General features: G+C 58.1%; 12 protein-coding genes and 3 tRNA genes. 10 read left to right on the forward strand and 5 right to left on the reverse strand.

What is annotated here, in order from left to right; genetic code table 11:
• Positions 1 to 158: 158 nt before the first annotated feature.
• Positions 159 to 1,463, forward strand: a complete 1,305-nt coding sequence (locus B7O88_RS05415) for a serine hydrolase domain-containing protein (protein WP_088274188.1) — start codon at positions 159 to 161, stop codon at positions 1,461 to 1,463.
• Between the two features lie 140 nt (positions 1,464 to 1,603).
• On the opposite strand, the gene B7O88_RS05420 is transcribed toward B7O88_RS05415, so the two are convergent.
• On the reverse strand, positions 1,604 to 2,281 hold the full coding sequence (locus tag B7O88_RS05420) for a DUF4197 domain-containing protein (RefSeq protein ID WP_088274189.1): 678 nt from the start codon (positions 2,279 to 2,281) through the stop codon (positions 1,604 to 1,606).
• A 295-nt stretch (positions 2,282 to 2,576) separates the two neighbouring features.
• Here B7O88_RS05420 and B7O88_RS05425 point away from each other — a divergent pair, with 295 nt between their 5' ends.
• Both B7O88_RS05425 and B7O88_RS05430 read left to right on the forward strand, forming a co-directional pair.
• Positions 2,577 to 2,843 carry a DUF4212 domain-containing protein gene (locus tag B7O88_RS05425; RefSeq protein WP_088274190.1) on the forward strand — a complete coding sequence of 89 codons (267 nt, stop codon included), beginning with the start codon at positions 2,577 to 2,579 and terminating at the stop codon, positions 2,841 to 2,843.
• Positions 2,844 to 2,859: 16 nt separating this feature from the next.
• On the forward strand, positions 2,860 to 4,626 hold the full coding sequence (locus B7O88_RS05430) for a sodium:solute symporter family protein (RefSeq protein WP_088274191.1): 1,767 nt from the start codon (positions 2,860 to 2,862) through the stop codon (positions 4,624 to 4,626).
• Positions 4,627 to 4,686: 60 nt separating this feature from the next.
• Here B7O88_RS05430 and B7O88_RS05435 read toward each other — a convergent pair whose 3' ends face one another.
• The 3 genes from B7O88_RS05435 to B7O88_RS05445 form a co-directional block, all read right to left on the reverse strand.
• Entirely contained in the window at positions 4,687 to 5,931 is a 1,245-nt protein-coding gene (locus B7O88_RS05435) for an OmpP1/FadL family transporter (protein ID WP_088274192.1), read from the reverse strand.
• Between the two features lie 135 nt (positions 5,932 to 6,066).
• The gene (locus B7O88_RS05440) at positions 6,067 to 6,777 is read right to left on the reverse strand and encodes a 3'-5' exonuclease (RefSeq protein WP_088274193.1); all 711 of its coding nucleotides are present in this window, start codon (positions 6,775 to 6,777) and stop codon (positions 6,067 to 6,069) included.
• The gene (locus tag B7O88_RS05445; protein ID WP_088274194.1) at positions 6,774 to 8,708 is read right to left on the reverse strand and encodes a DUF294 nucleotidyltransferase-like domain-containing protein; all 1,935 of its coding nucleotides are present in this window, start codon (positions 8,706 to 8,708) and stop codon (positions 6,774 to 6,776) included. Before B7O88_RS05445 ends, B7O88_RS05440 begins: the two co-directional genes overlap by 4 nt.
• A 294-nt stretch (positions 8,709 to 9,002) precedes the next feature.
• Here B7O88_RS05445 and gacA point away from each other — a divergent pair, with 294 nt between their 5' ends.
• From gacA to B7O88_RS17935, 7 genes are all read left to right on the forward strand, one after another.
• The gene (gacA, locus tag B7O88_RS05450) at positions 9,003 to 9,647 is read left to right on the forward strand and encodes a response regulator transcription factor GacA (protein ID WP_088274195.1); all 645 of its coding nucleotides are present in this window, start codon (positions 9,003 to 9,005) and stop codon (positions 9,645 to 9,647) included.
• On the forward strand, positions 9,644 to 11,476 hold the full coding sequence (gene uvrC / locus B7O88_RS05455) for an excinuclease ABC subunit UvrC (protein WP_088274196.1): 1,833 nt from the start codon (positions 9,644 to 9,646) through the stop codon (positions 11,474 to 11,476). Before gacA ends, uvrC begins: the two co-directional genes overlap by 4 nt.
• Positions 11,477 to 11,506: 30 nt before the next feature.
• Entirely contained in the window at positions 11,507 to 12,076 is a 570-nt protein-coding gene (gene pgsA, locus B7O88_RS05460; protein ID WP_088274197.1) for a CDP-diacylglycerol--glycerol-3-phosphate 3-phosphatidyltransferase, read from the forward strand.
• A 325-nt stretch (positions 12,077 to 12,401) separates the two neighbouring features.
• A tRNA-Gly gene (locus B7O88_RS05465) sits at positions 12,402 to 12,477 on the forward strand.
• A gap of 47 nt (positions 12,478 to 12,524) precedes the next feature.
• A tRNA-Cys gene (locus tag B7O88_RS05470) sits at positions 12,525 to 12,598 on the forward strand.
• A gap of 11 nt (positions 12,599 to 12,609) precedes the next feature.
• A tRNA-Leu gene (locus tag B7O88_RS05475) sits at positions 12,610 to 12,696 on the forward strand.
• A gap of 350 nt (positions 12,697 to 13,046) precedes the next feature.
• Positions 13,047 to 13,220: a hypothetical protein gene (locus B7O88_RS17935; protein WP_088274198.1), complete on the forward strand. Its 174-nt coding sequence runs from the start codon at positions 13,047 to 13,049 to the stop codon at positions 13,218 to 13,220.
• Here B7O88_RS17935 and B7O88_RS05485 read toward each other — a convergent pair.
• Positions 13,217 to 14,377: a sensor domain-containing diguanylate cyclase gene (locus tag B7O88_RS05485; protein WP_160003144.1), complete on the reverse strand. Its 1,161-nt coding sequence runs from the start codon at positions 14,375 to 14,377 to the stop codon at positions 13,217 to 13,219. The genes B7O88_RS17935 and B7O88_RS05485 overlap by 4 nt on opposite strands.
• Positions 14,378 to 14,460: the final 83 nt, after the last annotated feature.

Consider the following 14,460-nt stretch of genomic DNA (forward strand, 5'->3'; position numbering starts at 1 on the left):
AGCATTGTGCGCATCTGCGTGGGTGAATTCAAGCCACACTGGCCGCCAACGTTCAATGTCTGAATGATGGAACATAGCGTTCAGCAGGGGATGCTTGCTGCGCTGACACCGACCTCCTAACGTGAGGGGCTGCACAACAACAAAAACAGGACAGTTCGATGACACTGATTCATGGCTTTCAACCGGGTATGGGGCGTCGCCTGCATGCCGCTGCTGATGCGGCACCCGATCTTCCCGCGCCGGATACCGTGCGCTATGAGCTGCTGGGCTTCATGGAGGGCTTTCCGCCGGCCCCCGAGAAACTGGTTACCCGCGAGAACTACCTGGTCGAGTACCCGAAGCTGCGCTGGGCGTTCCAGCATATGCGCGAGCTTGTGCCGTCACGCCAGATCAGGCGTGGCAGTGGTGCTGCCAGTGAGTTGCCTCGCGGTGCCGATCTGACCGCTCAGATCGACGCGCTCAGCATCACATTGAATGACGGCAGCAAAATCGACTTTAGTCAGTTTCTGTCGCGTAGCTACGCGGACGCCTGCATCATTCTGCACCGCGGCAAGGTGATTTATGAGCAGTATCCCAATCAGCCCGATCCGCTCAGCCCGCACATGCTCTGGTCGGTGACCAAGTCGTTCACCGGTCTGGTGGCAGCGATGCTGATCGCCGAGGACGTTATGGATCCGAACGCCCAGGTGACTGATCTGATTCCCGAACTGGGCAGTTCCGGTTGGCGTGGTGCCAGCGTTCAGCAGGTGCTGGATATGACAGCGGACATCAAGTATTCCGAGGTCTACGCTGACGGCACCTCGGATGTGAAGTACTACGGCCTGGCTGCCGGCATTACCCAGTCACCGCAATGGACCGGCCCAACCCGTCTCTATGATTACCTGCCGACCATCGGCCCAGCCCGCGAGCACGGCCGTTATTTTGCGTATCGCACGGTACACACCGAGGTACTGGGCTGGCTGATTCGCCGTGCCAGCGGCAAGGATGTTGCGAGCCATATTGGTGAACGCATCTGGAGCAAGCTGGGGACAGAGGAGGACGCGCTGTTGCTGCTCGACCCGACCGGGACCGAGTGGGCTGGTGCGGGGCTGAATGCGACTTTGCGAGATCTCGCCCGGTTCGGCGAGATGATGCGCAACGGCGGAAAGTGGAACGGCCAGCAGATCATTCCCGCCGCAATCATTGAGGATTTGCAGCGCGGCGCCGATCGTAAAGCCTTTGCCGATTTCGGCCGGCGTGGCATGGACGGCTATTCCTATCACAATCAGTGGTGGATCAGTCACAACGCCGATGGCGTGTATGAAGCCATGGGGGTGCATGGGCAACTGATACATATCAATCCGGCGGTGGAGCTGACTGTTGTTCGGACCGCCTCACACCCGATTGCCAGTAATGAGTTCACTTACGAAATGACCACTGCTGCGATGCAGCGGTTGGCAGGCCATCTTGGTGGCCGGGTCTGATATTGAACGGAGCTTTTACGGTCTGTGTATCCATTATCGGGTAGGGCATTACCGGCAGCAGATTCGTCAAGCTGAAGGCCATGTGCGTGATTACCGAATAGGACAAGCGGCAATCGGGTATAACGCCCGGTTGCCGCGCATTACAAAGCGCCGAATACCTTGCGTGCCATGCTGGTGGCCGCCGCTGCCGGGTTGCTGCGAATAGTTGCTTCCTGTTGGGCAATCATCTCGAACAGACCGTCCAGCGCCTTCTCGGTGACGTAGGTCTCGACGCTGGTCGCGTTGGCGTCGACAACGCCAAACCCCGCCGCCTGGGAGGCAAATGCGTTGTATTGCTGGGCTACCCCGACCTGGTCAGTGGCCTGCTTGACTACCGGAAAGAACAGCGCGCGAATTTCTTCTCGGCTGCTGCGTTCGAGATACTGGGTTGCCGAGTCGTTACCGCCGGTGAGGACACTCTTGGCGTCTGTCAGGCTCATCCTGCTGATGGCGTTGACCAGAATGGATTGCGCCTGGGGCACTGCTGCCTCTGCGGCCTGATTCATGCTGTTTTCCAGTGCGGTGATCTGGTTCCCCATTCCCATCATTTTCAGCGTGCGTGCAGCGCTACCCAATTTGCCGGGCAGTTCGATGCGCACATCCGGGTTGTTGCTGAACCCGCCGGGCTTGCCAAGTTCGCTGACGGCCAGCTGCGCGCCTTGGGTCAGTGCCTCCTTCATGGCGGTTGCGGTGTCCTGTTGGGTAAGGTCGGACAGCGACAACGCCATGGCCTGAGCCGAAAGAAACAGGCTGGTGAGCAACAAAGCAACGTGTTTCATGGCTGTCTCCGCTCCAGTGGTGTTCCTTCACTCTAGACGATGTCTGCCATTGTGGGCGTTCGCCGTGTATTCAAGGCTTCCTGCCTAGGGCGTGTCTTTAGTCTAATAGGTTGGTCATTTTTATTTCTTTATTTATTAAAGATAATAAAAATCAGTGTTTTATATTTATAAGTTTATGTGTTTTCAAGGTTTTATTTCGTGATCCTGAATGTCCGTTCTACCAAAGTCTTACTCTTCACCAGCGCATCCCGGTGCTACCGTTACTGGCGTAATAACAACAACAATGGAGACGCTAATGTCCATGTCAAAAGAAGAGGCAGCGCGCGGTTACTGGCGTGAAAACCTCAAACTCATGCTGACCCTGCTGGTCGTCTGGTTTGTGGTTTCCTTCGGTGCCGGCGTGCTGTTCGTAGACCAGCTCAACGCCATCCAGTTCTTCGGCTTCCCGCTGGGGTTCTGGTTTGCCCAGCAGGGTTCCATCTACGCCTTCGTGGTGCTCATCTTCGTGTACGTCTGGAAGATGAACCAGCTCGATCGCAAGTACGACTTCCACGAAGAATAAGAACAGGATCCCTGCGATGGATACCCAAACTCTGATCTATCTGTTCGTCGGCGCGACCTTCGCGCTGTATATCGCCATTGCCATCTGGTCTCGCGCGGGCAGCACCAGCGAGTACTATGTGGCGAGCAAGGGCGTGCACCCGATTGCCAACGGTATGGCTACCGGGGCTGACTGGATGTCTGCGGCATCCTTCATCTCCATGGCCGGTATCATTTCCTTCACCGGTTTCGATGGCTCGGTCTACCTGATGGGCTGGACCGGCGGCTACGTGCTGCTGGCAATGTGTCTGGCACCCTACCTGCGCAAGTTCGGCAAGTTTACCGTGCCGGAGTTTGTTGGCGAGCGTTACTACTCGCAGACCGCGCGGGTGGTAGCGGTGATTTGTGTGATCTTCATTTCCTTTACTTACGTGGCAGGCCAGATGCGCGGTGTTGGCATCGTGTTCTCCCGTTACCTGGAAGTGGATATCAACACCGGCGTCGTGATCGGCATGGCCATCGTGTTCTTCTACGCCGTTCTCGGCGGTATGAAGGGCATCACCTATACCCAGGTGGCGCAATACTGCGTGATGATCTTCGCCTACATGGTTCCCGCCATTTACATCTCCATGCTGATTACCGGTAACCCGATCCCGCAATTGGGTTTTGGTAGCGAGGTCACCGGAACCGGGCAATCGGTACTGGAACGCCTGAACGGTCTGGGCGCTGAGCTGGGCTTTGGGGCATACACGGATGGGTCCAAGTCGACCATCGATGTGTTCTTCATCACCATGGCGCTGATGGTGGGTACTGCCGGTCTGCCGCACGTTATCGTTCGCTTCTTCACCACTCCGACCGTGCGTGATGCCCGTAAATCAGCCGGTTACGCTCTGTTGTTCATCGCGATTCTCTACACCACTGCGCCGGCGGTTGCTGCGTTTGCTCGCACCAATCTGCTGACTTCGGTGCCGAACGTCGCTTACGAACAGGTGCCGACCTGGCTCAAGACCTGGGAAAATGCCGGTCTGATTGCCTGGCAGGACAAGAACAACGATGGCGTGATTCAATACGGCCCGGGTGCTCCGTTCGTTGGTGCGCCGAAGTTTACTGACGAGCGTGGTGCCAACGGTGAGCGTCTGATCAGCAACGAGCCGACTGATGCTGCCACCGAGCTGTACGTGGACCGCGACATCATGGTTCTGGCCAACCCGGAAATTGCGGATCTGCCCGGTTGGGTGGTTGCGCTGATTGCAGCGGGTGGTCTGGCTGCAGCGCTGTCTACTGCAGCAGGTCTGCTGCTGGTGATTTCAACCTCGGTCTCCCATGACCTGCTCAAGAGCAACATGGCGCCGAACATTACCGAGAAGCAGGAGCTACTTGCTGCCCGGGTAGCTGCGGGTGTCGCCATCGCCATTGCCGGCCTGTTCGGGATCTACCCTCCAGCCTTCGTGGCGCAGGTGGTCGCCTTCGCGTTCGGCCTGGCGGCGGCCTCGTTCTTCCCGGTCATCGTCATGGGTATTTTCTCGAAGAAGATGAACAAGGAAGGCGCTATCGCGGGGATGATTGTCGGTCTGACCTTCACCTTCAGCTATATCGTCTACTTCAAGTTCATCAACCCGACCGCGACTGCAGAAGACTGGTGGTTCGGAATCTCTCCGGAAGGTATCGGTACCCTGGGTATGATCTTCAACTTCGTCGCTGCGGTACTGGTTGCATCCGTAACCAAGGCGCCGCCGGAGAAGATCCAGCACCTGATCGAGGATATTCGTATCCCGCGTGGAGCAGGCGCTGCGGTTGATCACTGATCAGCAGCACTGAAACAAGAACGCCCCGCATTATGCGGGGCGTTTTTTATTGCCTGTCGATCAGAAGCGCCAGGTGGCCTGAGTTGCCAGGCCGTGTGCCTGGTTGCGGAACTCGGCGGTGTAGTCCGCGGTGTTGATCTCACCCTTGGCTTCGCGCAGGTAGGAGTACGCGATATCCAGCGTCAGGTCTGATGTAACATCCCAGCCGGCGCCTACCGAGAAGACCTTGCGGTCCGATACCGGGATACGCACGGTGCGATGGGTGTCGTTGGTTGGCGACGGGTCAGACGTGAAGCCGGCACGCAGAACCCACTGCGGGTTCAGTTGGTAGGATGCACCAACCGCCCAGGAGACGATGTCGTCCCACTTCATTTGTTCTTCAATGCTGCCGAAGTTAGGCTGGTAGGGTGCCAGCAAACCGCTGTTCTCAACCACGATCTTGTCCAGGCGGCTCCAGCGGGTCCAGGTGCTGCCGGCGTAAACGGTCCAGCGGTCATCCAGTTCCCAGGTGATGGAGGTGTCGACCGATTCGGGCATGGTGATGTCCAGCGCGGCGTCGTAACTGCCGTCCAGCCCCGGGTACGTCGAGAAACCACTGAGCTTGGTACGGCCTTCGGGCCCGAAGTCGATGGCTGAGTGGTAAGTCAGGCCCCAGCGCACCTGATCGGTAACCTGCACCAGCACGCCAGCGTTGAAGCCGTAGCCGGTGTCATCACCCTTGATGTTGACTTTGGCATCGCTGCCCAGCGCCGCAAGCGGTTGGCTGGTCAGCTTGCCGCTGATACGGTTGATGGTAGGGCCAAAACCGACGGATACCCGGTCATTGATCTGGTAGCTCAGGGTGGGCTGCAGGGTAACCACCTGCACCTTGCTGTACAGGCCGTGGACGCGGCCCTGAAAGCCTTTTTCGTAGTCGCTGATAACGCCAAAGGGGGCGTAGATACCGATGCCGGCATGCCAGCGGTCGTTCAGCGGGGTTACCAGGTAGCCGAACGGAATGGTTGCCGTCGGAACCATGTCGCCCTTATTGGTGCCCGAGGCGAAACCCTGAGCGTCATCAATATCGGTAGAAGCGAAAATGGCAGCAAAGCCACCACTGACCTCGGTTCTGTCCAGCCTGGACATGCCAGCCGGGTTACCAAACAGGGTGCTGGCGTCTTCGGCGGCGGATGAGCGTCCTGCAAATCCAGTTCCCATGCCGCTGGCGCTTTGTTCGTTGATGCTCAGGCCATTGGCGCTGACGCTGCTTGCGGCGAGGGTGACGGCCAAGGCAACAGATGACTTCAGCCAGGCGTGTCTGTTCATGGAATGCTCCGGATAGGGATGGGTGATTCGGTGAGGGCGCGCACGCTATCAAGAATCAGTGCCATTTGCCAGAGCTGCTTGTCGATAAAAGCGGTTTTGGTGGCGTAAAATGACGGCAAAATGCCGGTTATCGCGCTACATCGCGCCGATTCGAGCCTGTCGCAAGCGGCGCCAGTGACGCAGACGGGAATCCAGGTCTGCCAGGGTTTCAAGTTTTTCCCGGCGTGCCAGTGACAACAGAATCAGCATCAACTCGGCCGTTGCCAGTGCATCAGCAGCAGCATGATGACGTTGCTGATTGACGACCTTGAAGTGCTGTTGCCACTCGTCGAGGCTTTGCCTGCGCCCCCCGGCAGGGCACAGCATGGGGGCCAGCTCGGCGACATCAACAAAGCGGTGTCGCAACCGGTGGCGCAGTTCGTCACGCAGGCCGCGCTGCAGCATGCGATGGTCGAAGGCGGCATGGAAGGCCACGAAGATGCAGGTACCGGCAAAGTCCATGAAGTCCAGCAGGGCGTCAGCAGGCGCTACGCCGTCTGCCACCGCACTGGGGGCGATGCCGTGAATCAGGACCGACTCGGTAACACGGTGGTTTTCCTGGTAGAGGGTGCATTCGTACTGGCTGCCCAGGTCAATCAGGCTATTTTCGATCACCACTGCGCCGACTGACAGAATACGGTCGCGGTTGACGTTCAGCCCGCTGGTCTCCAGATCCACCACCACAAAGCGACAATCATCCAGCGGGGTATCGTCCAGTGGTTGTGGGGCAGGCAGTGCATCGAGCCGTTGCTGCTGCGCTGGCGATAGCCCGCGGCGGCGAATGCCCAGCCAGGAGAGAGGGTTCACAGGTTATACCTCAAGGCCAGACTGGCCTGCAGCCGCTTGGCCTGGCGGAACGATTCACGAAGAATGCGACGGTCGAGCTGGTTGAGCGTGTCCGGGTCCAGCCGGTTGCTGAATGTCTTGCCATCGCGTTCCTGCTGCTGGTGCTGCTGCATCCGCACCAACTGAATGAACTGATAGCCCTCGATATAGGCGTCGGCGTCCTGGGGATCTAGCACTCTGCGTTCGCGCAGTTGTTGCAGGCGCTCAAGGGTGTTTGTGACGCTGATACCATTGGCCAGCGCCAGCAGTCGGGCACCGTCCACAAAGGGGCTCAGCCCCTGCACCTTGGTATCCAGCGTATCTTTCTCCGCGCCGCTGCGTGCGACTACAAAGTCACGCAGGCGGCCAATGGGTGGCCGGTTGAGCAGGGCGTTTTGCGCCATCTGCTGTTGGAACAGCGTGTTGCCGCCGATCTGGCGCAAGACCTCGGCGAAAACCTGTTCAGGGCCACGTTTATCACCCCACACCACCCGGAAATCGAAGTAGATCGAAGAACTCAGGAGGTTGGCCGGTGTGGTGCTGCGTATCAGGCGCGAAAACTTGTCTCGCCATTCCTGAGCCGACAGGCACAGGTCCGGATTGCTGGCCATGATGTTGCCCTTGCACAGGGTAAAGCCGCATTCGGCGAGTGCATTATTGATATGGCGGGCCAGCGGCAGCAGACGTTCGCGGTGCGCATCGGCCTCTGCGCCTGATGCTGCGCTGAACAGCATGCCGTTATCCTGATCGGTATGCAGGGTCTGCTCCTGGCGTCCTTCGCTGCCAAAGCACAGCCAACTGAACGGGATGCCCGGATCGCCGTGTTCCTCCAGGCTGAGTTCGATGACACGACACACCGTGTGATCGTTGAACAGGGTGATGATCCGGGTGATCTGCCCGGAGGATGCGCCGTGTGCCAGCATGCTGTCGACCAGCTGGTGAATGTCGCTGCGCAAGTCACGCAGCCGCTGGATGCTTTCGGCCTGACGCAGCGTACGGGCCAGGTGCACCAGGTTGACCCGTTGCAGCGAGAACAGGTCCCGCTCGGAGACAACGCCAACCAGCTTGCCATCATCGACCAGACAGATGTGTGCAATATGCCGTCTGGTCATCGCGATGGCTGCGTCGAACGCGCTGGCGGAGGAGGGGAGCGCAGCTGGTTGCGGTGTCATCACGGTCGCGATGCTGTTGTTCAGGTCAGCGGCATCATTGGCAATCAGTGCACGCAGGTCGCGCAGAGTGAAAATACCCGCCGGCGCCTGCTGCGGATCTATGACGACGATACTGCCGACCCCGGCTTCATGCATCTGCTTGACTGCATTGCGAATGCTGGTCTCTGGCGGGCAGCAGATGGGTTCGCGCCCGATCAGGCTGTCCAGCCTGGTATCCAGGGAGTAATGCGCTCCCAGGGTTTCGCTCGCCTGTTTCTGAGCCTGTTGATTCACCTGTTCAAGCAGGCTGCTGACACCGCGCAGGGCGAAGTCCCTGAACGGCATTGACTGGCTGAAAAGGGTAACGAAGTCGTCGCGGTTGATCGTCAGACAGAAACTGTCCTCTGCTGCGCGGTGAAGGGTGCGCGTAGCCCGCTCCCCCAGAAGGGCTGCCAGCGGAAAGCACTCGCCGGTACCTATTTCAAATGTGGTATCGGGCTCGTCGTTGCCGGAGATTACGCGTTCTCCGCGAATCAAACCCTGCTTGACGATGAAGAAGTGTTGAACGGGGCCATCCTGAGGCTGGAGAATGGGGTCGCCAGCGGCAAAAAAACGCAGCTGGGCGTGCTCCACCAGCCAAGCCAGATGACCCTGCTCCATCAGATTGAAGGGCGGGTAGCCAAGCAGAAAGCCGATGATGCCCTGAATGTTCTGCATGACCGCTGTTTTGCCGGCCTGGGTAAACTTGTCGTTTTCGTTCATGGGCTATGCGCCTGTTGTTTGCAGCCAGTGTTGCGTGCAGTACCCATAACGTCCATCAGACCATGGTAGCTGAGTCATTGGACGGGTACCGGCAGTTCGCGCAGCTGGACAAGTGATTTCATCTGGCTGGTCGTTTTGGTATCGTTGCGCCTAAAACACGTCGATCATTGCCTGACAGAGCATTTCCTTGTCGGGCAGGATGGTGCGTTCGCCCATTATAGTAAGGCTGCGTGTCCGGATGCTGCCTCCGCTCCCGGTGGGATAGCTCGGTTCGGTTTGTTCAAGGGGTAGGACTTGATCAAGGTACTGGTAGTCGATGACCACGACCTGGTGCGCACAGGCATCAGTCGCATGCTGAGCGATGTCCCGGGCCTGTCTGTCATAGGCGAGGCCGATAGTGGAGAGACCGCAGTGGTTCGCGCCCGCGAGCTTAAGCCTGACGTCATCCTGATGGACGTGCGCATGCCGGGTATCGGTGGCCTTGAAGCTACCCGGAAGCTGGTCCAGCATGACAAGCACATAAAGGTGATTGCTGTAACCGTTTGCGACGAAGACCCCTTCCCGACCCGTTTGATGCAGGCCGGTGCTGCAGGTTACGTGACCAAGGGCGCGGCGCTGGACGAAATGGTGACGGCAATACGCCAGGTTCACGCCGGACTGCGCTATATCAGCCCTGATATTGCGCAACAACTGGCCCTGAAGCAGTTCAACCCGGGCGGCAATTCGCCCTTTGATTGCCTTTCCGAGCGCGAGATCCAGATCGCCTTGATGATTGTCAATTGCGAGAAGGTGCAGAGCATTTCCGACAAGCTTTGCCTCAGTCCGAAAACCGTCAACACCTATCGCTATCGCATTTTCGAGAAGCTGGGCATCACCAGTGATGTCGAGCTGACCCTGCTGGCGGTGCGCCACGGCATGGTTGATCCGTCCCGACAGTGAGCAGCTCACCCGTATTCGATGCCAAGGCCTTTCTGGCCTCGGCCAGCAGCAAGCCCGGCGTGTATCGCATGTTCGATGCCGACGGCGAGCTTCTGTATGTCGGCAAGGCCGGCAATCTGAAAAAACGCCTGTCCAGCTATTTCCGCAAGACCGGGCTCAGCCCCAAGACCGAAGCGCTGGTCGCCCGCATTCAGCAGATCGATACCACGATCACGGGTAATGAAACCGAAGCGCTGTTGCTGGAACAGAGCCTGATCAAGGCTAACCGTCCGCCTTACAATATTCTGCTGCGGGACGACAAATCCTACCCTTACGTGTTTCTCTCCAGTAACGATGACTTCCCTCGGCTGGGTCTGCACCGTGGCAGCAAGCGCGCCAAGGGCCGTTATTTCGGCCCGTATCCGAGCGCCGGTGCCATTCGCGAGAGCCTCAACCTGCTGCAAAAAACCTTTCTCGTGCGTCAATGCGAGGACAGTTATTACCGTAACCGCACGCGGCCCTGCCTGCAGTATCAGATCAAACGCTGCAAGGCACCGTGTGTTGGGCTGGTCGATGCGGCGGAGTATGCCGAGGACGTGCGCCATTCGGTCATGTTTCTGGAAGGACGCAGCAACGCGCTCAACGACGAGCTGACCGCGGCGATGGAGAAGGCAGCCACCGCACTGGATTTTGAGCGGGCCGCTGAATTGCGTGACCAGATCGCCTTGCTGCGCCGGGTGCAGGATCAGCAGAGCATCGACACCGAGCAGGGGAGCGCCGATATCGTTGCCGCAGCGGTCGCCCCGGGTGGCGCCTGTGTGCACGTCATCATGGTGCGAAACGGTCGAGTGCTTGGCAGCAAGAACCATTTCCCGCGGGTGCCGATCGAGCAGCAGCCTGGTGAGGTGCTCGCTGCGTTTTTGCCGCAGTATTACCTGGGCAGTGCCGAGCGCGAGGTGCCGGCGGAAATTATCGTTAACGCCGAGCACGAGGACTTTGCTGTCATTACCCGTGCGTTGAGCGAGGCGCGCGGCTTCAACGTCAGCATCAGTCCGCGGGTACGTGGTACGCGGCGACGTTGGCAGGAGTTGGCAAGCAGTAATGCCGAGCAGTCACTGGCCAGCCTCCTGAGCAATCGTCAGCATGTCCAGCAACGATTTGAAGCCTTGCAGCAGGCGCTGCAGCTTGACGACATGCCGACGCGGCTGGAGTGCTACGACATCAGCCACTCCAGCGGTGAGGCGACGGTCGCTTCCTGTGTGGTGTTTGGGCCCGAGGGGCCGATCAAGAGCGACTACCGCCGCTTCAATATCGAAGGTGTTACCGCAGGCGACGACTATGCGGCAATGCATCAGGCTCTGATGCGCCGTTTCTCGCGGATCAAGGACGGTGAGGGCAAGATGCCGGATATCCTGCTGGTCGATGGCGGCAAGGGTCAGATGAACATGGCGCGTGATGTGTTGCAGGAGCTGGCTATCCATGATCTGACGCTGGTTGGCGTTGCCAAGGGTGTAACGCGCAAGGCAGGCATGGAAACCCTGTTTCTCAATACCCCGGACAATGAACTGGTATTGCCCGGTCACTCGCCGGCGCTGCACCTGATCCAGCATATTCGTGACGAGGCGCACCGTTTTGCGATCACCGGCCACCGCCAACGGCGGGGAAAGGCCAGAACCAGTTCCAGTCTTGAAGGTATCGCGGGGGTCGGCCCCAAGCGCAGACGAGAGCTGCTTAAACATTTCGGCGGTCTTCAGGAGTTGAAGCGCGCCAGCGCAGCCGAAATTGCCAAAGCACCGGGGATCAGTAAAAAACTCGCAGAACAGATTTATGCTGTTCTGCATAGCGATTAGAATGGCCGTTCGTCCAAGGCTGCGGAACCCATGAACATTCCAAATATCCTGACCCTGCTCCGGGTCGCGCTGATACCCATTTTTATCCTGCTGTTTTACATGCCGTTTCACTGGAGCTACCTTGCGGCAGCACTGGTCTTTACCCTGGCCAGCGTGACCGATTGGCTGGATGGCTATCTCGCGCGAAAACTGCAGCAAAGTACACCATTTGGGGCTTTTCTGGACCCGGTTGCTGACAAGCTCATGGTAGTTATCGCGTTGGTCCTGCTGGTTCAGCACCATGCCAACTTCTGGGTTACCGCTCCCGCCGCCATTATCATCGGTCGTGAACTGGTGATTTCTGCATTGCGTGAGTGGATGGCGGAAATGGGCGCGCGAGCCCATGTCGCGGTGTCCAAGCTCGGGAAGTACAAAACGGCGCTGCAGATGGTGGCGCTGGTTGTGTTGCTGGCCAACCCCCCGGAGCTTACGCTTTGGGTTATTGTGGGCTACATATTGCTGGCGATGTCGGCGGTGCTGACCTTGTGGTCCATGGTGGTCTATCTGATCGCGGCATGGCCCCATCTGCGCCCGGACAGTGATCAAAATTCCTCCAAATAACTTTTTTTGAATCAATAACTTGACAGGCCGGCGCAGATGGATAGAATGAGCGCCGTCCGATGCAGTGAGCAGTCTGGCAAGCTCAGACAGCAAGCGTTAAGGCACTGCAGGGCATTTAGCGGGATTCGCTCAGTTGGTAGAGCACGACCTTCCGAGGTCGGGGCGGGGCGCGTAGCTTCGCGAGGTCTCGCGACCAGATGGTCAAGTAGTAAAGGTTTTTAAGCGGGAATAGCTCAGTTGGTAGAGCACGACCTTACTAGGTCGGGGCGGGGCGCGCAGCCTCGCGAGGTCTCGCGACCAGATGGTCAGGTAGTAAAGATTTTAAGCGGGAATAGCTCAGTTGGTAGAGCACGACCTTGCCAAGGTCGGGGTCGCGAGTTCGAGTCTCGTTTCCCGCTCCAGTTTTTGTTGCGCTGACGTCATCCACAGCGCAGCTTATCTCTTTTGAGGCCGGGTGGCAGAGTGGTCATGCAGCGGATTGCAAATCCGTGTACGCCGGTTCGATTCCGACCTCGGCCTCCAACTTTTCTTTCGCCCGGATGGCGAAATTGGTAGACGCAAGGGACTTAAAATCCCTCGACCTTTAGGTCGTGCCGGTTCGACCCCGGCTCCGGGCACCAGTTTCCATGCGGGCTTGCGTAATACGTAAAAATCTCTGCTGATCTGCAAGCCGCTTGCGGTCCTTGATGGTTTGCCCTCCTTTTCTGTTCTCGTTATTGCGCCCCTGTGTCGATGCGTTTGTGCGAGCGTTCATCTGCGCATGTTCGAGTTAATCGGTCATCTGCGCACTAGCCAATCTGATTTACTACCGTTGCCAAGGCCTTTCTCAGCGAATTGCGTTTCACGCGTTTCACGCTTTGCGCTCTCCGCAAGATTGCGTTTGCACAACCTCCTGTGAGCTGATGTGAATCAGGATTGCCAGGGTTTGTCCTGAGATATACTTCCAACAAATCAACGCAGGAGAGCGCGCATGAGCGGCGAACAGTTCTGGGTCACGGTAGCCATCTTTACGTTGGGGGTCCTGCTTATCGGTGGCGGCTTCTCTCGCTCACAAACGCCGACCGGCATGGCGTTGATCTGGGGTGGTGCGCTCTGCATGCTGGCTCTGGTTTTCTATTATATTCCCCGAAGCGTTACGCTCTAATCGGTCGCAGGGATCTGCAAGCGCATTTCCCCGCTATAGGCAACCACTCGGTTACGCCCGCTTTTCTTGGCCTGGTAGAGTGCGATATCTGCGCACCTGAGCAATTTGTCTGCATCCTCAGCCTGCTCGGGAAAGCTCGCGACACCGGCGGACAAGGTTGCGCTGATCTGCTGGCCCTGCCACCGAACGCCGGCATCGGAAAACCCTCTGGCATATTCCTCGGCACGAGCTACGGCCGTGGCACAGTCAGTATCCGGCAGTGCAATTAAAAATTCCTCCCCGCCAAACCGGCAAATAATGTCACTGCCGCGAGAGTTGCGTTTGAGCAGGTCAGCCAGTGATATCAGTAGTTGATCGCCAGCCTGGTGACCGTAGGTGTCGTTGACTGATTTGAAGTGATCGATGTCGATCAGAATTAGCGCCAGGGATGTTCCGTGGCGTCTGCAGTAGCTCAACTCTCTTGCAATGGTGACGTCGAAGTAGCGGCGGTTGTAAGTGCCAGTTAGCGGATCCCGGTCGGCGAGCTCGCGGAGCTGGTTCTGCAACTCGGTGTTCTCCTGCAGTTGCTGCTGGAGTGCCCGGTTGACCTGCTGCAATGTCTCCTGGCTTTCGTGTAGTTGATCGCGTGCTTCGCGGATGCGCTGATTTCGCGTAAATGCCACGTTACCAACCATCATCAGATAAAGACTCAGACCGGTGATGCAGAGGAGGTTGGATATCCAGTTGCTGTACAGCGTGAGGTGCAAAGGCTGCAGCAAGGCCGAGAAGGCGATACCGCAAGCCAGCGCGAAGAGCGACTGAAATAGCCCTCTGGGTCCGCGAAACACCATAAGGTTAATGGTAACGCCCATTAGCATGGTGTAGCTCAGCCACAGGGGGAAGCCAAGCCAGCCTATCCAGGCTCCAAACAGGACAGAATCACATAACAGACTATTCAGCTCTGTTGCCAGGGGAGCCTCAGAGCGCCTTGCTCGCAGGTACATCAGGTGTGGATACAGCAGGAATTGGAGAGCAAGCAGCGCCCAGGCGAGCCATCCATGCGCAAGCCCTGCAAAGTGAACTCCGATGGCTGCGAACAGCAATGCGAACGAGCCGGTACGATTGCGGTAATTGAGTTGCACGATCCAGTGCGAATTTTCCGGCGTAGTGCCTTTCATGGGGTCTGCCGCTGGTGGAGTGTCCTGCACCGATTGTAGCCTGCGCGTTGCCATGGGGGTAGGGCGTGCCGTGGTAACAATGC

The sequence above is a fragment of the Halopseudomonas aestusnigri genome (genome assembly GCF_002197985.1).
Lineage (GTDB): Bacteria > Pseudomonadota > Gammaproteobacteria > Pseudomonadales > Pseudomonadaceae > Halopseudomonas > Halopseudomonas aestusnigri.